Below are 16,693 nucleotides of genomic sequence, written 5' to 3'. Positions count from 1 at the left end.
TGCGCCGATTCTAGGCGCCGCACCGGCGGCGCCTCACCTGGCCAACGTGGGGTTCAGCCGGGCAGCCAGGCCCGGGCGCGGTCCACCAGTTGCACCAGCAGATGGGCCAGCGACGCGGTGTAGGCCAGCGCAGCCAACCCGGTGAGGGCGGAGACCAGCAGCGCGATGCCGTCCCGAAACATCCAGCCCAGACTCAGCAGGATCAGGCTCAGACTGGGCAAGACATTGCCCAGCGGCAAGGGCAGAAAAATCACCGCGCCCATCAAGGCGATCCACGCGCCCCAGCCCCAGCGCGTGGCGCCGTGGCTCCAGACCGACCAGCGCGGGCGCAGCCAGCGGTTGGCCCGCTCGTACATCCAGGCCAGACCGTGCAGGCAGCGTCCGGTCCAGCGCTCGTTCAGGCTCAGCGCCCCGAGTCGCTCCGGCAAGTCCACCGAGTCGTGCCCGCGCGCCCAGCCCCAGGCGATGGCCAGGATGCCCAGGCTGAGCACCGTGCCCGCGCCGGCGATCGGCACCACGGTGAGCAGCGCCATGAGCATCAGCACCACCGCGGTCGAGCTGTCGCCGTGCAGTCGCAGCAGCTCGGCGAGGTTCAGCCGCAGGTCGGCCGCGTCGGCCGAGGGCGCCCGTGCGCCGACCGCGTGCTCGCGGGCCGCGCGGCGCAACGCCCGGGCGAGCCGTTGGCTCAAACGCGGCCCTGCGCCGGCACGCTGCGCAGCGGGGTGGGCTTGTTCATGCGTCCGAGCAACCAGTGCAGCCCGATGGCGGGCACCAGCAAGCACAGCATGCCCAGGCCCCAGCCGGTCCACAGGAGCGGTGTGATCCAGCCCATCAGACCGTCGCTCGATGGCGCCACCTGGCCCAACCATTGCACGAAGTCCAGCCACATGGCCTGCAAGGCCTGCAGCCACGCGGGGTCCACCCACAAGGCGGCCCAGGCCGGTACCGGCCATTCGCCCACCGCGGTGGCGGCTGAAGTGACCTGGCCGGAGCCGGCGGCACCGAGCAGCCACTCGGTCAGCTGCACCGACAGCGCGACCAACGCCGTCCAGCACAGACTCAGAAAGGCGAACACGCCCCAGACGATGGTTTTCATGACAAGGCTCCTTCGGGATGTCGGTGGCGCTCCGGCAACTGGCGCCACGCGCGCGTGAGGCTGTCGAGCATGGCGGTTTCGCCGTCGGCCAGGTGACCGTCGGCCGCCACCACCGCTTCGCACAAGGCCACGATGGTTTCGCGCAGGGCCGGGTCGGTCACCTCGGCCAGCAAGGCCTGGCGGGTGGTCGCATCAAGCTGCGAGGAACCCAGCCATTCGCCGTGGGCGCCGAGCAGCAGGTCTTCGCAGAAAGCGTCGATCACGGCCTTGAGGTCTTGCGGCGGCAGGCCGAGCTGGCGCGCGGCGCCCAGCCGGTCCAGCGCCTTGATTTCGCTCAGCGCGTAGTTGCCATCGGCCACCAAGGCCATGGCGAGCAGACGGGCAGCCGCCTGCGGGCTGTTCAGAGGGTAGGTTCGCATGGTGTGCTCCTGAGTGTGGATGACGTGTGTGTCACTCGTTGCTGCCCAGGCCCATGAGGCTGAGCAGGCTGGTGAACAGGTTGAACAGCGAGACGAACAGGCCCACGGTGGCCAGCACGTAATTGGTCTCGCCACCGTTGACGATGCGGCTGGTTTCGAACAGGATCATGCCGACCGACAGCAGCGCCACCAGGCCAGACACGGCCAGCGCCAGCGCGGGCATGCTGAAGAAGAAGGCGGCCAGCGCCATCACCAGGGCCACCACCAGGCCGGCGAACAGGAAGCCGCCCATGAAGCTGAAGTCGCGCCGGGTGGTCAATACATAGGCCGACAGACCCAGGAAGGTCGCGCCGGTGGCGCCCAGGGCGGCCACGATGGTCTGCCCGCCACCGGGCAGGCCCAGTGTGTGGGTGAGGATGGGGCCGAGCGTGTAGCCCATGAAGCCGGTCAAGGCGAACACGGCGGGCAGCGCCCAGCCGCTGTTCTGCAGCTTGTGCAACGCGAACAGCAGTCCGAAGTAGCCCACCAGCGTGATCACCAGGCCGGGCGCTGGCCAGCCGTTGGCCACGGTGGCGGCGGCCACACCGGCGCTGAACAGCAGCGTCAGCGAAAGCAGGGCGTAGGTGTTCTTGAGCACCCGCGTGGTTTGGGCGGGTGTGGCGTCGGTGGCGGAGGCCGCACCCATGCGGCGGGCCAGGGCGGTGCTGCGGGAAGCGTTTTCCATGGTGGACTCCAAAAAAGAGGGTAGGTAATGAGGTTAGGCCAGCAAAGGCTTCTGAAAAAGCAGAAAATCACTGCGACTTTCTCCCAAAAAGGCGAAGAATGAACACGGAACTCAACTACAAGCACCTGTACTACTTCTGGGTGACGGCCAAGGAAGGCGGCATGTCGCACGCGGCAGACCGCCTGGGCCTGGCGGTGCAGACGGTGAGCGCGCAGGTGCGCTTGCTGGAGCAGGCGCTGGGCCACGCGCTGTTCAAGCCCGCCGGACGCGGGCTGGCGCTCACCGAAGCGGGACAGGCCGCGCTGCAGGTGGCCGAGCAAATCTTTCACCTCGGTGAGCAGCTGCCCGCGGCCGTGCGCGACGCGACGCGCGCCAGCGAGGTGCGCCTGGTGGTGGGCATTTCCGATGGCCTGCCCAAGCTCGCCGTGCGCGACCTGCTGGAGCCCGCGCTCACCGAGCCCAACCTGCGCCTCTTGTGCCACGAAGGCGAGTTCGACGACCTGCTGGCGGAACTGGCGCTGCACCGGCTCGACGTCGTGCTCGCCGACCGGCCGGCCCCGGCCAACCCCAACCTGCGGCTCTACAGCCACGCGCTGGGTTCGTCCGCCTTGGGCTGGTACGCGCCCAAGGCCTGGCTCGCCCAGGCCCGGCAGGACTTTCCCCAGAGCCTGGCCACCGTGCCGGTGTTGCTGCCCACGGCCCACGCCTCGGTGCGACTGCGCATCGACCAGTGGTTCGAGGGCCACGGCGTGCTGCCGCGTGTGGTGGGCGAGTTTGAAGACAGCGCGCTGCTGGCCACCTTCGGGTCGTCGGGCATGGGCGTGTTCCCGGCCTCCGAGCGCATGCGCGAGAAGCTGTCCACAGGTTATGGCCTGCAGTGGATCGGCGCATGCGACGGCGTGCGCGAGCACTTCTACGCCATCGGGACCGCGCGCAAGGTGCAACACCCGCTGGTGCAGAGCCTGCTCAGCGTTTCAGCCGAGTGAAGCGCGCGGGTCGGACAAGCGGCAGCCACACGACGCACCCGGTCATCAGGGCGGTGTCGTGGGTCCGGCCGGCGTGTCCACTGCCTCCGGCGGCGGCTCCACCACGGGGGGTTTGTGCGGCGGGATGGTGGGCCGCGTGGTGGTCTGGATGTGCCAGACCGCAACAAACATGGCCGCGATGGTCGGGCCGATCACAAAGCCGTTGATGCCCATGACCGCAATGCCGCCCAGCGTGGTGATCAGCACCAGGTAGTCGGGCATGCCGGTGTCTTTGCCCACCAGCAGCGGGCGCAGCACGTTGTCGGCCAGGCCGATCACCAGCACGCCCCAGGCGACCAGCGCCGCGCCTTGCCAGACCTGGTCCACGGCAAACAGGTACAGCGCCACCGGCACCCACACCAGACCCGCGCCCACGGCCGGCAGCAACGAGAGCGCGGCCATGAGCACCGCCCACAGCAGGGCTCCGTTGACGCCCAGCGCCCAGAACGCCAGGCCGCCCAGCAGGCCTTGCACCAGCGCCACCACGAGGTTGCCCTTGACCGTGGCGCGCAGCACGGTGCCGAAGCGCTCGAGCAGCTCCTGTTTGTGGTCGGGCGGCAGCGGAATCGCCATGCGGATGCTGCGCACGATGCTGGCGCCGTCGCGCGTGAGGAAGAACGCCAGGTACAAGGTGATGAACACGCTGACCACCAGCGTGAAGAGGTCCTGTCCGAAGTTGAAGGTGTGGGTGGCGATCAGCTCGCTGCCCTGGGTGAGCACCGCGTTGAACTTGCGCTGCACCCGGTCGAAGTTGCCCAGTCCGAATCGCCCCAGCAACTGGATGACGCCATCGGGCAGGGCGTTGAACAACCCGCGCAACATGAGCGCCGGGTTCACCTCACCCGCCTGAATGCGGGCGTACATCTGCGTGGCCTCGCGCGCCAGCGAGATCACCACCAGCACCGCCGGCAGCACCACCACCATCAGCGCGGCACCCATGGTGACCAGCGCCGCGCGCGTGTGGCGGTGGTTCATGCGCGGCAGCAGCCAGCGATACAGCGGCGCAAACATCAGGGCAATGATGGCGCCCCAGAGGATGGTGCCGAAGAAGGGCAGCAGGATCCAGAAAAACGCCACCGTCACGCCGGTCAGCATGAGCCGCAACGTGAGCGGCGCCGACACCGCCGGCGTGGCCAGCGGCGAGAGCGCCTGCGGCTCGCTGGAGGTGGATTCGACCGGGGCGGCGGCTGGCGCGTCGGGGGTGGCGGGTGTTGTCATGTTCACGGCCGGGAGTGTGAGGGCGCGCCGAGTATCGCGCTGTTCGCCAGCACACCGCGGCGTTGTGCGGCAGACACGCCCTTGCAATCCGCCGAAACGTGCTTAAATGCCATCCATATGGAATCCACATGGATGGCAAAACAATGACGAACCGGCTGCTGGATGTGCGCCCCCGCGTGGGCGATTCGGAAAAGATGACCGTCAACCTCGGCGTGGTCGATCTCGGCCAGGTCGACCTGCTGGTGCAGGAGGGCTTCTATTCCAACCGCTCCGACCTGGTGCGCACCGCGGTGCGCAACCTGCTGGCCACCCACGCCGACACACTCAAACAGACCGTGGCCCGCAAAACGCTCACGCTCGGTCTCCAGCACCTCACGCGCGCCGAGCTGGAGCGCACCGTCGCCGCGGGCGAGCGCCTGCGCGTCCAGGTGGTGGGCCTGGCCCGCATCGACAACGACGTCACGCCCGAACTCGCCCTGGCCGCCATCGAATCCGTCTCCGTGCTCGGCGCCTTCCACGCCAGCCCCGCGGTGCGCCGCGCGCTGGCGCCCCGCACGGTTTGAATCTTCTTTCCCCTTGACGAAACACACCTCTTGAAAACACCCATCACGCCGACCCTGGCCATGAACATCAACGACACCATCGGCCAAGCGCTCGCACAGGCCGGACTCGACACCCGCAGCGGGCCGCTCAAAGGCGTGACCGAGACCATCCGAAAGGCCTTGGCGTCTGCGGGACTGGGGGGTGGGGCGGTGGCGCCCCCCGCCGATGCGGACGTGATCGACGTGGCGGCGCGCGACATCAACGCCCCAACCTCGGCGGCGCCCGGTGCCGGCCAGTTTGTGCGTCGCACGCTGCCACACCCGGCCGGTGCGCGCGACTACAAGCTCTACCAGCCCACCGCGCGAGTGGGCACAGCCCAGGGCCCACGGCCGCTGGTGGTGATGCTGCACGGCTGCACCCAGTCGGCCGACGACTTTGCTGCCGGCACGCAGATGAACCGCCTGGCCGACGAGTTCGGCTTTCTGGTGCTCTACCCGGAGCAATCGGCCGGCGCCAACGCCTCACGCTGCTGGAACTGGTTTCGCCCGCAAGACCAGGTGCGTGAAGGTGGAGAGCCCGCGCTCATCGCCGCCATGGTGCGCGCGGTCATGGCTGAGCAACCGGTGGATGCGCAGCGCGTGTTCGTGGCCGGGCTTTCGGCCGGCGCGGCGATGGCGGTGGTGCTGGGCGAGACCTGGCCCGACCTGTTTGCCGCTGTGGGCGCGCACTCGGGCTTGCCGTACGCGGCTGCGCACGACATTCCGTCGGCCATGGCCGCCATGAAGGGCCGCGCCGTGATGGGTCGCGCGCATTTCCCCGGCACCGGCGACGATCCGCGGCGCAGCGCCACGCACGCCGTGCCCACCATCGTGTTCCACGGCGACCGCGACCACACCGTGCAGCACAGCAACGGCGAGCACATCGCGCAGCAGGCTCGCCGGGCCACACCCACGCTGGACGTCAGTCACGACAGCGGCACCGCCGCGGGCGGGCGCCGCTACTCGCGCGCGCTGCACACCGACGCCGCCGGCCGGGTGGTGGTGGAGCAATGGACCGTGCACGGCGCGGGCCACGCATGGTCGGGTGGCGATGCCGCCGGCACCTACACCGACAACGCCGGGCCCGACGCTTCGGCGGAGATGCTGCGCTTCTTCCTGGCACAGGTGCCGCGTGGCTGAAGCCCGGCCCCGCCGGCTCCTGGCGACGCTGTTCGCCCGCTTCGACGGCTCGGTCTTGCACGTCGCGCCACCGGGCCAGCCCGCTGCACCGCTGCAGATGCCCACAGCCGCCCAGCACAGGCGGTGGGCGCCGCTGCTGGGCTGGTGCATGAGCGGCGCGGTGGGTGAGCGTGGTCCGCAGACCCGCCTGTCGGTGGCGTTGTGGCCGGCGCAGCCCGGCAGCCCGGACGCCGCGTTGATCGAAGCCTTCAGCCGCCACCTCGACGGCAGCCACCAGCTGCTCGCGGCCGGTGGTGCGCTGGCGGGTGGGTGGTTGCGTCTGCGGGTGAAAGCCTGCGACGTGGCGTGGTGGCGCCCGCGCCGCCCCACCGATCCCTGGGACTGCGGCTACGTGGTGAACGAAGCCGCCGCGCGCGATGCCCTCGCGCGCTTTCGCCCGCGCCGTGCCACGCTCATGGTGGCGATGGGTTGGTCGCAGGCGGATCTCGACGACACGCTCGCACAGCTGGTGCGCTCATCGGCGCATTGGGCGCACCCCGTGCGGTGGCTGGTGGTGCAAGGCCGCGAACAGGACCTGCCCGTGCTGCCGGGCCTGGGCGGCTTGCCGCTGGTGCGGATTCAGCCGCTGGACACCGAGCGCTGAAACGACGGGACGACCAGCACCGCCGCGGTGCTGGCGCCGTCGGCGCCCACGCTGTGGATCAGATCGGGCAGCGGTTCGTCGTGATCGAAAAACACGCGCCCGCGCACCACCACCACCAGCTTGGGGTTGCGCGAGGCGCTGCGCACGGCGGCGATGGTGGCGGCCATGCGCGGCATCCAGTCCTCGCGTTTGAAGGCCAGGCTCAGCGAGAGATCCACCACATCGAACCACTCGCGCTTGACCAGCTGGATCAGGGCCGCGTTGTCCGCTGGAAATTCACAATGGGTGTCCCAGCCTTCGCGCCACATCATCTCGGCGTCGAACACCGCACCCATCAGGTGCTGCTCGCCCGGCAGCGGCGCGATCAGGATGCAGCCGCGCAGCCGCTCCGGCGGGCGCTCGTTGTGATCGGCCTCCAGGCACAGCTTGCGAAACGACTGCTGAAGCCGGCCTAGCCCCAGCGTCACGTCGAACTCGGAGACTTCGTCGGCGGCCCAGAGGTCGCCCAGGTCGCGCGCGACCGGCTCCGAGACCCACATGCACGAGGCGCGCAGCGAGCCGGCTTCGGCGTGCAGGATGTCCAGCAGGGCAAATGCCTCGGCCGGATCGGCCGCCACCAAGAGGCGTGCCAGGCTGGCCATGCGCGGATCCCGGGTTTCAACATGAACCGGCTGTTCGACACCGTAGCGCGGCGTGACCTGCGGCAGCACGGTGGAGTCCACCAGGCGTTTGAGGATCTCGTGGTCCAGCCGTGCGAACTCGTGCTCGAAAGCCGGCTGCGCCGGGGCGTTCTGCCACAGGCTGTTGCCCGGCGCATGCGACACGCCTTGCTGGCTGCGCAGCAGCTCCAGCAGGTTGTGCGGCGGGCTCATGCGGGCGTCGTTGGCGGCGTCCGGGCGCTCGTTCGGATTGCGGTCGCCCAGCTTCATGCCCCAGTCGGGGAAGCAGCGCACCGTGGTGGGCATGTGGCCCAGAATTTCCACGTCGGTGTGCCGGCCGTCGCTGCGGATCGATTCCCAGATGCGCTTGACGCTGTCGGGCGGGCCTTCAAGCCACTGCAGGAAACGCCCGCTGTCGTAAATGAGCAAACCCGTGACCGATTCGGTGGCGTTGCGTTGAAGCGCCGCTTCCACCAGCTGGTGCAGGGCGGAATCGTCCAGGGGTGTGACGCAGCGGCTGCGGTAGACGAGCGTGGCCAGCGCCGGCTCGGCGCTGCCCGCCACCAGACGCTGGTGGGCGGGTTGTGGTGAGGAGGTGGATCGGGTCAAGGGGGAAGCACTCGTGAACCGCGTGAAAGAAGCCTGCACCGATCGGTGCATCGCATCGAGCCCAGCACCCAATGGCGGCGGAACTCTGGAACCGCTTGATGATCTGCGCGGGCCCGAGGCGCTGTCAAGGAAGGGTTTCCCCGCGCCACGCAGCCTGGGGTCTTTGCACCCCGTAGCGATGGAAACAAAGTAATGCCAAACAACTCGTCCCGCTGATCGGATCGCCTGGCGTGGCGGCGCCCGATCCGACGCAGCGAAATCATGCGATAACCGCCCATCTCCTCACACCGCATCACCTCAGACCACACAGCCCATGACCGACTGGAAGACCCATCAAATGATCAAGGCCTCGGGCTGGCCGCTGGCGCCCGAACTGCTGGCACCCGGCGCCGACTTCAGCGCCCCGGCCGAGGGCGGTCTGGTGCCCTGGCACTGGGCCTGCAGCGAAGGCAAGGCCGGGCTGGTGCGCTACATGCTGGACCACGGTGCCGACCCACAGGACCGCACGCCGGCGGGTCAGGCGATGGTGCACATGGCGGCGCGCGCGAAAAGTTTTCAGGTGGTGATGCTGCTGATCGAGGCGCTCAAGACCGCCGGCGCGCCCGCCCCCGACGACGGGTTGCGCTCCTTCCTCACCAAGACCTTTGCCAAAGGCCATCCGGACTCGAAAAACCGCCTGCAACAGACCCTGAAGGATTGGGACCGGTTGCAGCGCCAGGCGGCGCCCAAGCCGGATTGACACGCCCAGTAAAAAAGCCCCGGCACGTGAGTGCCGGGGCTTTTTTGCTTTTTCAGCTGCGGGGTGTGACCCCGCCGCCGCATCAGGCGCTTTGCTGGATGCCGGCCAGCAGCCAGCCGCCGTTGGCATGGCGCGGCTTGGTCAGGTGCCAGATCTCGTCGAAGCGCTCCTTCAGCTCGGCGCCGTTCTCGCGCGTCTCGCCGGTGAAGCGAACGCTCACCACGTACAGCGCTGGGCCCTCTTCCACTTCCAGCACGTCGGCGTTGATCTGCACCACGTCGGTGTGCTGGGTGGCCGCGCCCCGGTCGCTCAGGTCCATCTGCAGCTCGGCGAACATCTCCGGCGTCGTGAAGGCGCGGATGTCGTCCAGGTTGCCGGCGTCGTTGGCGGCCTGCAGGCGGATGAAGTTGACCTTGGCGTTGCGCTCGAAGGCGGCCACGTCGAAGTCGGCGGGGATGTTGCTCGCAACGCTGCCACCCAACGAACTGCCGATCATGGAGCCGCCACCGGCGTTCACCGGCGTGCGAAAGGCGTTCACGTCGGGCGTGCTCTGGCGGTTGGCACCCGCTGCCGCGTAAGCCAGGCCACCCGAGCCGCCTTGCTGGGCCATGGCGCGTTTGCGCATGATGAAGCCGAACACGGCGACCGCAGCAGCGATCAGCAAGCCGATCATCAACATGTTGGCCATGCCTTCACCAAAGCCCAGGTGCGAAGCGAGTGCCATCAGGCCAATGCCGGCGGCGAGACCGGCGATCGGGCCCATCCAGCTGCGGCTGGTGCTGGCCGCGGCGGCACCAGCACCCGCTGCGGCGGGCGCAGCGGTGGGTGCGGCAGGTGCTTTGGCCGGCGGCGCGGATTGGCGCTGCATGCCGAACGACTTGCCGCCGCCCATGCGTTTGGCTTCGGCGTCGAAATGTGCCGCACCCAGACCGAGGGTCATGACCACGGCCAGCAGGGAAATCCACTTTTTCATCAGAGTCTCCATCAAAAAAATTGAGTACCGTGCAGGGTAGGCTTGTTATGGGTTCTGAAAAAGCAGAGATATCAGGATGATCACATCGAAAAAACAGAAGTCCTGGCGGTGTTCAAGGCCGTGATCGACCGCATCACACCTGTCCCCACACCGCCTCCAGTGCTGCCCAGGCCGCCTCGATCACCGGTTCGCCCCCGCGCGCGGCCAGGCACACAAAGCTCAGGTCGCAAGCCAGTTCCACCTGGTCAGCGATCACCAGGCCGCGCGCCTGGGCCTCGCGCATGGCGATCGAGTCGCGCACCAGCGAGAGGCCCACACCGCTTTTCACCAGGTCGAGCATCGACGCTTCCTGGTCCACCAGCGCCACGCGGTGCGGCTCCAGGCCGGTGAGGGAGCCCGGGCCGAACACCCGGCGTTGCAGGCGGTGGTGGGCGCTGGCCGGCGGCGTGGCCAGCCAGGGCAGGGCGGCGAGCGCCTTCCAGTCCTTGCCAACCACTTGCGGACCCCAACCGGCGGGGGCCAGCACGCGGTAGGTGAAGCGGGTCAGCGCGCGCAGGCGGTAGGCCGGGCCGGCCGGGTCGTCGGGCAGGTTGAGGAAGAAGCCCACGTCCAGATCGCCGCGGTCGATGAGCGCGAGCACGTCGCCGCTCATGCCCTGGCGCAGCTCGGTGCCCACTTGCGGGCTGGACTCCACCAGCTGCTTGAGAAAGGCGCCCAGGCGGGTGAATTCGGGGTCGAGGATGGTGCCGATGCGCAAAGTGCCGCGCACCGTGTTGTGCAGGCCGGCGGCGGCCTGGCCAAAGTCGGCGAGTGCGGCCAGGGCCTTGTCGGCCAGGGGCAGCAGCGCGGCGCCGTCGTGTGTGAGGGCCATGCCTTGGGGCGTGCGGGTGAAGAGTTGCAGTCCGGTGGCCTCGGCCAGCGCCTTGAGCTGCAGGCTCACGGCGGGCTGGCTGAGGTGCAGGCGCTGCGCGGCGCGCGACACATTGCCTTCGCGCGCCACGGCGGCAAAGGCCCGCAGGGTTTGCGGGTCCACGTGGCTCAGGGTCGGTGGGTTCATGCGGTCTCCAGGGTGGGCGACACCATTATTTGCGATGCTTATAGCCTGCCTCAGGCAATTTCATTGGCTTTTTGCACTTTTTGCTCTCACACTCACGCCATTCCTAGGAGACTGACCATGAGCATTGCAAATATCAACCACTTCATCGGCGGCCAGCCCGCAGCCGGCACCTCCACCCGTGCGATGGACGTGTTCAACCCCGCCACCGGGGCCGTGACCGGCCAGGTCGCGCTGGCCAACGGGGCCGACGTGGACGCTGCGGTGGCCGCTGCCCAGGCCGCGTTCCCGGCCTGGTCCGACACGCCACCGATCCGCCGCGCGCGGGTGATGTTCAAGTTCCTGGAGCTGGTCAACCAGCACAAGGACGAGCTGGCCCACCTGATCACCGCCGAGCACGGCAAGGTGTTCACCGACGCGCAGGGCGAGGTGGCGCGCGGCATCGACATCATCGAATTTTCTTGCGGCATTCCGCAGCTGCTCAAGGGCGACTTCACCGACCAGGTCTCCACCGGCATCGACAACTGGACGCTGCGCCAGCCGCTGGGCGTGGTGGCCGGCATCACGCCGTTCAACTTCCCCGTGATGGTGCCCATGTGGATGTTCCCGGTGGCGATTGCCGCGGGCAACACCTTCATCCTCAAGCCCAGCCCGACCGATCCTTCGGCCTCTTTGCTGATGGCCGAGCTGTTCAAGAAGGCCGGCCTGCCCGACGGCGTGTTCAACGTGGTCCAGGGCGACAAGGAAGCCGTGGACGCGCTGCTGGTGCACCCCGACGTGAAGGCCATCAGCTTCGTCGGCTCCACGCCGATTGCGAACTACATCTACGAGACCGGCGCGCACCACGGCAAGCGCGTGCAGGCCCTGGGCGGCGCGAAGAACCACATGGTGGTGATGCCCGACGCCGACCTGGACCAAGCGGTGGACGCGCTGATCGGCGCGGCCTACGGCTCGGCCGGCGAGCGCTGCATGGCGATTTCGGTGGCGGTGCTGGTGGGTGACGTGGCCGACAAGATCATGCCCAAGCTGATCGAGCGCACGAAGGCCCTGAAGGTGCTCAACGGCACCAACCTGGCCGCCGAGATGGGCCCCATCGTCACGGCCGCCGCGCACCAGCGCATCACCGGCTACATCGAGGCGGGTGCCCAGGAAGGTGCGCAGATGCTGGTGGACGGCCGCGTGTTCGATGCCGCGCAGACCGGTGAGGGTTGCGCCAACGGCTTCTGGATGGGCGGCACGCTGTTCGACCACGTGACGACCGACATGAAGATCTACAAGGAAGAGATCTTCGGCCCGGTGCTCAGCTGTGTGCGCGTGCCCGACTTTGCGCAAGCCGTGAAGATCATCAACGACCACGAGTTCGGCAACGGTGTGAGCTGCTTCACCCGCGACGGCAACGTGGCACGCGAATTCGCGCGCCGCATCCAGGTGGGCATGGTCGGCATCAACGTGCCGATCCCGGTGCCCATGGCCTGGCACGGTTTTGGCGGCTGGAAGAAGAGCCTGTTCGGCGACATGCACGCTTACGGCGAAGAGGGCGTGCGCTTCTACACCAAGCAGAAATCGATCATGCAGCGCTGGCCCGAGAGCATCGGCAAAGGCGCCGAGTTCGTGATGCCGACAGCCAAGTAAAGATGGCCCCCCTGCGCGCCTGCGGCGCTTCCCCCCACGGGGGGACGCTGCCTGTGGACCGGCCAAGCCGGATCCACGGCAGCCCTGGGCTGAGGGTCCTGCGCGCCGGAGGCACCCGTCGTGACTGACGGCAATTCGGACTACGACCCCGAGCTCGGTGACTGGCAAACGCTGATCACCGTGTTCAGCCCGACCGAGGCCTACCTGCTTCGAGGCGTGCTGCAAGCCGCCGGTGTGCCGGCGGCAGTGGCCGATGCGCATCTGGTGCAGGCCTACACGCTGCTCGCCGGAGCCGTCCCCGTGCGGGTGCAGGTACCCGAGCGCCGTCTGGCGCAGGCCGAAGCGGTGCTGGTCGCGTTCGAGCGCGGCGACTACGGACTGAGCGACGACCACCTTGGCGAGGAGACGCCTCCATGAACAACACCACCTTCGACTACATCGTCATCGGCGCCGGCACCGCAGGCTGCCTGCTGGCCAACCGGCTCTCGGCCGATGCCAGCAAACGCGTTCTGCTTGTCGAAGCCGGCCGCAAGGACGACTACCACTGGATCCACATCCCGGTGGGTTATCTGTATTGCATCGGCAACCCGCGCACCGACTGGCTCTACCAGACCGAGGCCGACCCGGGGCTCAACGGCCGCCGGCTGCGTTATCCGCGCGGCAAGGGCCTGGGCGGCTGTTCCAGCATCAACGGCATGATCTACATGCGTGGTCAGAGCCGCGACTACGACCAGTGGGCGCAGCTCACCGGCGACGGCGACTGGCGCTGGGACGCCTGCCTGCCCGACTTCAAGGCGCACGAAAACCACCACCGGCTCGACGCCGCGCAAGACCCCGCGTTTGCAAGGTTGCACGGCCATGGCGGTGAGTGGCGCATCGAAAAACAGCGCCTGCGCTGGGACGTGCTGGACGCCTTCGCTCAAGCCGCCCAACAGGCCGGCGTGCCCGCCACGCCCGACTTCAACACCGGCAACAACGAAGGCGTGGGCTACTTCGAGGTGAACCAGAAAAGCGGCTGGCGCTGGAACGCCTCCAAGGCCTTCCTGCGCCCCGCCCAGGGCCGCCCCAACCTCACCGTGTGGACCGAAACCACCACCGAACAACTGGTGCTGGAGCGCGACGCCGCTGGCCAGCTGCGCTGCACAGGTGTGGCGCTGCTGCGCGACGGACAGCGCGTGCGCGTGTCGGCCACCCAGGAGGTGGTGCTGAGCGCAGGCAGCATCGGCTCACCGGCCATCTTGCAGCGCTCGGGCATTGGCCCGGCCGCTGTGTTGCAGCAGCTCGGCATCGCGGTGCAACACCACCTGCCCGGGGTGGGCGAAAACCTGCAGGACCACCTGCAGATCCGCGCGGTGTTCAAGGTGCAGGGCGCGACCACGCTCAACGTGCTGGCCAGCAGCCTCTGGGGCAAGGCGAAGATCGGGCTGGAGTACGCGCTCAAGCGCAGCGGCCCCATGAGCATGGCGCCCAGCCAGCTCGGCGCCTTCACCCGCAGCGATCCGGCCCAGCCCTGGCCCAACATCGAGTACCACGTGCAACCGCTCAGCCTGGACGCGTTTGGCGAGCCGTTGCACAGCTTCCCGGCCTTCACCGCCAGCGTGTGCAACCTGAATCCCACCAGCCGGGGGCATGTGCGCATCACCTCGGCCCAGGTGGACGCAGCACCCGCGATCGCGCCGAACTACCTGAGCACGCCCGAAGACCGTCAGGTGGCCGCCGACAGCCTGCGCGTGACGCGCCGCATCGTGGCCCAGCCGGCGTTGGCGAAATACCAGCCGCAGGAGCACAAGCCCGGCGTGCAGTTCCAGAGCGACGAGGAGCTGGCCCGACTGGCCGGCGACATTGCGAGCACCATCTTCCACCCGGTGGGCACCACCAAGATGGGCACGGCCAGCGACCCGATGGCGGTGGTGGACAGCCACCTGCGTGTGCGCGGCGTGGCGGGCTTGCGCGTGGTGGACGCGGGCGTGATGCCGACCATCACCAGCGGCAACACCAACAGCCCCACGTTGATGATCGCGGAGAAGGCAGCGGCGTGGATCCGGGCCGGGGTCTAGCGGATTCCGCCCACGTAACGCGCATCGGGGTCTTCGCCATCCTTGCGCGGTCCGCCGAAGGCCGAGAGCAGCGCGGACTCGATGAAGCCGCTGTTCTGGCCTGCGGGCATCGAGTTGGCAAACCCGCCTGAACGTGGCGTGGCAGCGCGCTGGGCCGCGGCCGCGCTGACCTGGCCCGCCTTCAGCGTGTCGGCCGCCGCCTGCAGCAAGGGCTTGCGCCCGGGCGCCGCGATCAGCGGAATGGCGGCTTCGAGCTTGTCGGCCAGGGCCAGCAGGTCGGCGTGCTCTTCCGACGTGGCCTTCTCGCGCGTGAAGCGCACGATCTCGCGCGCGTAGTCGGCGTTGGTGGTCAGCCACTCGGTGTCGGTCACGCGACCGGTCTTGCGCCGCAGCAACACATGCAGGTGCGCGGCCAGGGCAAAGACGTCGTTGGAGGTCATGCGCGTGGCGCCTCAGTGGCCGAGCTGTTCGTTGTGCAGCGACACATCCAGGCCTGCACGCTCCTCGAACTCGCGCACCCGCAGCGTGGTGAAGCGCGAGGTGATCCACAGCACCACGGCCGTCATGACCAGGCTGTAAGCCAGCACGGCCGCACAAGCGATCACTTGAGACAGGAAACTCGCTTCCACACCCGAGATCGCCGGGTCGGCCAGCAGGCCGGTGAGCAGCGCGCCCACCAGGCCACCCACGCCGTGCACGCCGAACACATCGAGCGAGTCGTCGGCGCGCAGCTTGCGCTTGAGCGCCGTGGCGCCCCAGTAGCATGCCACGCCGGCCACCAGACCAATGATGAGCGCGCTGCGCGGCGTGACAAAACCCGCCGCCGGTGTGATGGCCACCAGACCCGCCACCACGCCCGAGCACAGGCCCAGCAGCGAGGCGCGTTTGCGCGCCAGCCACTCGGCGCCCATCCACGAGAGCGCGCCCGCCGCCGCCGCGATGTGCGTGACCGCCATGGCCAGGCCGGCGCGGCCGTCGGCCGCCAGCGCCGAGCCGGCGTTGAAGCCGAACCAGCCCACCCACAGCAGCCCGGTGCCGGCCATGGTCAGGCCCAGGTTGAACGGAATGAAGGGCTCGCGGCCATAGCCCTCGCGAGGGCCCAGTGCGTAGGCGCAGACCAGCGCGGCGGCACCGGCATTGATGTGCACCACCGAGCCGCCGGCAAAGTCGAGCGCGCCCAGTTGCGCCAGCCAGCCGCCCGGCTCCCACACCCAGTGGGCGATGGGCGCGTACACCAGCAACAGCCACAGGCCGGTGAAGGTGAGCAGCGCGCCGAAGTGCATGCGCTCCACCAGCGCCCCCACCACCAGGGCGCAGGTGATGATGGCGAAGGTGAGCTGGAACATGGCGAACACCGATTCGGGCACGTGCTTGGCGATGTGACTCACGGCCACCTGACCGGTGGCACCGAGGAACTCCATGCCCGAGAAGCCCGCGCGCTCGAAGCCGCCGATGAAGCCACCCAGCGCGCCACCCGGCGTGAACGCCAGCGAGTACGCCAGGCCGAACCACAGCAGGCTTACCACGGCGGCGATGCCGACCACGCTGGCCATGGTGTTGATGACATTGAAGCGGCGCACCATGCCGCCGTAAAAGAGGGCGATCCCCGGCAGCGTCATGAGCAACACCAGCGCGGTGCTGACCATGAGCCAGGCGGTGTCGGCGCTCGAGATCGTGCTGGCCGCCACGAGGCCAGGCGAAGTGAGCACCGGGGCCACGGGTGCCGCAGGGGCTGTCTGGGCAGCGGCCGTCAGTGGTCCGAGCAGGGCGGCGATCAGCGCGGCGGAGGGACGGCAGTTTCTCTGGTTGAGGGCGGGACGAACGAAGGCGGTCACACGGTTGTGGTGCATTTTGTTACCTGATTCCAACGACACGCAGCCCCGTGCATCAACTGTGCCAAGGGTTGTCCCGGCCAAGGGAAAGCCCGGATGCACAGCGCTGGTGCGAGCCGATACAGTGCATGCACTCGCTCCAGTGCCCTGCGCTGGTGACCGCGGGGGACCGAGGAGACAACCCAGTCCAACCAGAAAATGTGTTCAGCGTCCCCAGAGATGCCAGATTGTTCAAACCGACCCTTGTGGGTCGGTTTTTTTTTTGCCGGTGTGCGGGTGACGGGGTTCGGGA

At 68.5% G+C, this 16,693-nt stretch carries 18 protein-coding genes; 8 read left to right on the top strand and 10 right to left on the bottom strand.

The genetic code is table 11. The features are described 5' to 3' along the window. Positions 1 to 53 precede the first annotated feature (53 nt). From Q1W68_RS14705 to Q1W68_RS14690, 4 genes are read right to left on the bottom strand one after another with little or no spacing between them, the layout of a single operon-like run. Positions 54 to 689 (bottom strand): exopolysaccharide biosynthesis protein, encoded by a 636-nt coding sequence (locus Q1W68_RS14705; RefSeq protein WP_300649091.1) that lies wholly within the window; start codon positions 687 to 689, stop codon positions 54 to 56. Continuing rightward, positions 686 to 1,096, bottom strand: coding sequence for a hypothetical protein (locus Q1W68_RS14700; RefSeq protein ID WP_300649090.1), 411 nt, complete (start codon positions 1,094 to 1,096; stop codon positions 686 to 688). Before Q1W68_RS14700 ends, Q1W68_RS14705 begins: the two co-directional genes overlap by 4 nt. After that, a complete protein-coding gene (locus tag Q1W68_RS14695) occupies positions 1,093 to 1,515 on the bottom strand; it encodes a TerB family tellurite resistance protein (RefSeq protein ID WP_300649089.1) in 423 nt (140 codons plus the stop codon). The genes Q1W68_RS14700 and Q1W68_RS14695 overlap by 4 nt, the downstream gene beginning before the upstream one ends. A 31-nt stretch (positions 1,516 to 1,546) precedes the next feature. Beyond that, positions 1,547 to 2,239 (bottom strand): Bax inhibitor-1/YccA family protein, encoded by a 693-nt coding sequence (locus Q1W68_RS14690; RefSeq protein ID WP_366146712.1) that lies wholly within the window; start codon positions 2,237 to 2,239, stop codon positions 1,547 to 1,549. A gap of 98 nt (positions 2,240 to 2,337) precedes the next feature. Here Q1W68_RS14690 and Q1W68_RS14685 point away from each other — a divergent pair, with 98 nt between their 5' ends. Then, entirely contained in the window at positions 2,338 to 3,225 is an 888-nt protein-coding gene (locus Q1W68_RS14685; RefSeq protein ID WP_300649088.1) for a LysR family transcriptional regulator, read from the top strand. A gap of 45 nt (positions 3,226 to 3,270) precedes the next feature. On the opposite strand, the gene Q1W68_RS14680 is transcribed toward Q1W68_RS14685, so the two are convergent. After that, positions 3,271 to 4,482: an AI-2E family transporter gene (locus tag Q1W68_RS14680; protein ID WP_300717018.1), complete on the bottom strand. Its 1,212-nt coding sequence runs from the start codon at positions 4,480 to 4,482 to the stop codon at positions 3,271 to 3,273. A 128-nt stretch (positions 4,483 to 4,610) separates the two neighbouring features. Here Q1W68_RS14680 and Q1W68_RS14675 point away from each other — a divergent pair, with 128 nt between their 5' ends. Genes Q1W68_RS14675 through Q1W68_RS14665 form a run of 3 tightly spaced genes read left to right on the top strand, consistent with a single transcriptional unit; the run spans position 4,611 to position 6,846 of the window. Further along, entirely contained in the window at positions 4,611 to 5,045 is a 435-nt protein-coding gene (locus tag Q1W68_RS14675) for a CopG family transcriptional regulator (RefSeq protein ID WP_300649086.1), read from the top strand. 30 nt (positions 5,046 to 5,075) lie between these two features. After that, positions 5,076 to 6,203 (top strand): PHB depolymerase family esterase, encoded by a 1,128-nt coding sequence (locus tag Q1W68_RS14670; protein ID WP_300649085.1) that lies wholly within the window; start codon positions 5,076 to 5,078, stop codon positions 6,201 to 6,203. Then, positions 6,196 to 6,846: a hypothetical protein gene (locus tag Q1W68_RS14665; RefSeq protein WP_300649084.1), complete on the top strand. Its 651-nt coding sequence runs from the start codon at positions 6,196 to 6,198 to the stop codon at positions 6,844 to 6,846. The genes Q1W68_RS14670 and Q1W68_RS14665 overlap by 8 nt, the downstream gene beginning before the upstream one ends. Here Q1W68_RS14665 and Q1W68_RS14660 read toward each other — a convergent pair. Continuing rightward, positions 6,822 to 8,114: a BLUF domain-containing protein gene (locus tag Q1W68_RS14660; RefSeq protein WP_300649083.1), complete on the bottom strand. Its 1,293-nt coding sequence runs from the start codon at positions 8,112 to 8,114 to the stop codon at positions 6,822 to 6,824. The genes Q1W68_RS14665 and Q1W68_RS14660 overlap by 25 nt on opposite strands. Before the next feature lie 313 nt (positions 8,115 to 8,427). Here Q1W68_RS14660 and Q1W68_RS14655 point away from each other — a divergent pair, with 313 nt between their 5' ends. After that, entirely contained in the window at positions 8,428 to 8,853 is a 426-nt protein-coding gene (locus Q1W68_RS14655; protein ID WP_300649082.1) for an ankyrin repeat domain-containing protein, read from the top strand. An 82-nt stretch (positions 8,854 to 8,935) separates the two neighbouring features. Here Q1W68_RS14655 and Q1W68_RS14650 read toward each other — a convergent pair whose 3' ends face one another. Both Q1W68_RS14650 and Q1W68_RS14645 read right to left on the bottom strand, forming a co-directional pair. Next, the gene (locus Q1W68_RS14650) at positions 8,936 to 9,826 is read right to left on the bottom strand and encodes a Tim44-like domain-containing protein (RefSeq protein ID WP_300659245.1); all 891 of its coding nucleotides are present in this window, start codon (positions 9,824 to 9,826) and stop codon (positions 8,936 to 8,938) included. Positions 9,827 to 9,959: 133 nt separating this feature from the next. Then, on the bottom strand, positions 9,960 to 10,883 hold the full coding sequence (locus tag Q1W68_RS14645) for a LysR family transcriptional regulator (protein ID WP_300655100.1): 924 nt from the start codon (positions 10,881 to 10,883) through the stop codon (positions 9,960 to 9,962). Between the two features lie 117 nt (positions 10,884 to 11,000). Between Q1W68_RS14645 and Q1W68_RS14640 the strand changes: the two genes are divergently transcribed. The 3 genes from Q1W68_RS14640 (at position 11,001) to Q1W68_RS14630 (ending at position 14,569) form a co-directional block, all read left to right on the top strand. Further along, the gene (locus Q1W68_RS14640; protein ID WP_300717002.1) at positions 11,001 to 12,512 is read left to right on the top strand and encodes a CoA-acylating methylmalonate-semialdehyde dehydrogenase; all 1,512 of its coding nucleotides are present in this window, start codon (positions 11,001 to 11,003) and stop codon (positions 12,510 to 12,512) included. A 120-nt stretch (positions 12,513 to 12,632) separates the two neighbouring features. Then, entirely contained in the window at positions 12,633 to 12,929 is a 297-nt protein-coding gene (locus Q1W68_RS14635) for a DUF2007 domain-containing protein (RefSeq protein WP_300717001.1), read from the top strand. Continuing rightward, positions 12,926 to 14,569, top strand: a complete 1,644-nt coding sequence (locus tag Q1W68_RS14630) for a GMC family oxidoreductase N-terminal domain-containing protein (protein ID WP_300717000.1) — start codon at positions 12,926 to 12,928, stop codon at positions 14,567 to 14,569. Before Q1W68_RS14635 ends, Q1W68_RS14630 begins: the two co-directional genes overlap by 4 nt. Here Q1W68_RS14630 and Q1W68_RS14625 read toward each other — a convergent pair. Together Q1W68_RS14625 and Q1W68_RS14620 are read right to left on the bottom strand one after the other, a co-directional pair. Continuing rightward, complete coding sequence (locus Q1W68_RS14625) at positions 14,566 to 15,009, bottom strand: hypothetical protein (RefSeq protein ID WP_300716999.1); 444 nt, start codon at positions 15,007 to 15,009, stop codon at positions 14,566 to 14,568. The two genes, Q1W68_RS14630 and Q1W68_RS14625, sit on opposite strands and share 4 nt — an antisense overlap. A gap of 12 nt (positions 15,010 to 15,021) precedes the next feature. After that, positions 15,022 to 16,419: an ammonium transporter gene (locus tag Q1W68_RS14620; RefSeq protein ID WP_300716998.1), complete on the bottom strand. Its 1,398-nt coding sequence runs from the start codon at positions 16,417 to 16,419 to the stop codon at positions 15,022 to 15,024. Positions 16,420 to 16,693: the final 274 nt, after the last annotated feature.

Origin of the sequence: Hydrogenophaga sp. (genome assembly GCF_030158645.1) — a bacterium.
Classification (GTDB): Bacteria; Pseudomonadota; Gammaproteobacteria; order Burkholderiales; family Burkholderiaceae_C; genus Hydrogenophaga.
Note: the sequence above shows the minus strand (reverse complement) of the source record. Positions and strands in the feature narration are given on the sequence as shown.

Bases quoted from the DNA above. Each gene is read 5' to 3' on its own strand.
- Q1W68_RS14700 (WP_300649090.1), bottom strand. From the start codon at position 1,096: ATGAAAACCATCGTCTGGGGCGTGTTCGCCTTTCTGAGTCTGTGCTGG.
- Q1W68_RS14655 (WP_300649082.1), top strand. From the start codon at position 8,428: ATGACCGACTGGAAGACCCATCAAATGATCAAGGCCTCGGGCTGGCCG.
- Q1W68_RS14630 (WP_300717000.1), top strand. From the start codon at position 12,926: ATGAACAACACCACCTTCGACTACATCGTCATCGGCGCCGGCACCGCA.
- Q1W68_RS14645 (WP_300655100.1), bottom strand. From the start codon at position 10,883: ATGAACCCACCGACCCTGAGCCACGTGGACCCGCAAACCCTGCGGGCC.
- Q1W68_RS14690 (WP_366146712.1), bottom strand. From the start codon at position 2,239: ATGGAAAACGCTTCCCGCAGCACCGCCCTGGCCCGCCGCATGGGTGCG.
- Q1W68_RS14650 (WP_300659245.1), bottom strand. From the start codon at position 9,826: ATGAAAAAGTGGATTTCCCTGCTGGCCGTGGTCATGACCCTCGGTCTG.
- Q1W68_RS14680 (WP_300717018.1), bottom strand. From the start codon at position 4,482: ATGACAACACCCGCCACCCCCGACGCGCCAGCCGCCGCCCCGGTCGAA.
- Q1W68_RS14675 (WP_300649086.1), top strand. From the start codon at position 4,611: ATGGATGGCAAAACAATGACGAACCGGCTGCTGGATGTGCGCCCCCGC.
- Q1W68_RS14640 (WP_300717002.1), top strand. From the start codon at position 11,001: ATGAGCATTGCAAATATCAACCACTTCATCGGCGGCCAGCCCGCAGCC.
- Q1W68_RS14685 (WP_300649088.1), top strand. From the start codon at position 2,338: ATGAACACGGAACTCAACTACAAGCACCTGTACTACTTCTGGGTGACG.
- Q1W68_RS14620 (WP_300716998.1), bottom strand. From the start codon at position 16,419: ATGCACCACAACCGTGTGACCGCCTTCGTTCGTCCCGCCCTCAACCAG.
- Q1W68_RS14695 (WP_300649089.1), bottom strand. From the start codon at position 1,515: ATGCGAACCTACCCTCTGAACAGCCCGCAGGCGGCTGCCCGTCTGCTC.
- Q1W68_RS14625 (WP_300716999.1), bottom strand. From the start codon at position 15,009: ATGACCTCCAACGACGTCTTTGCCCTGGCCGCGCACCTGCATGTGTTG.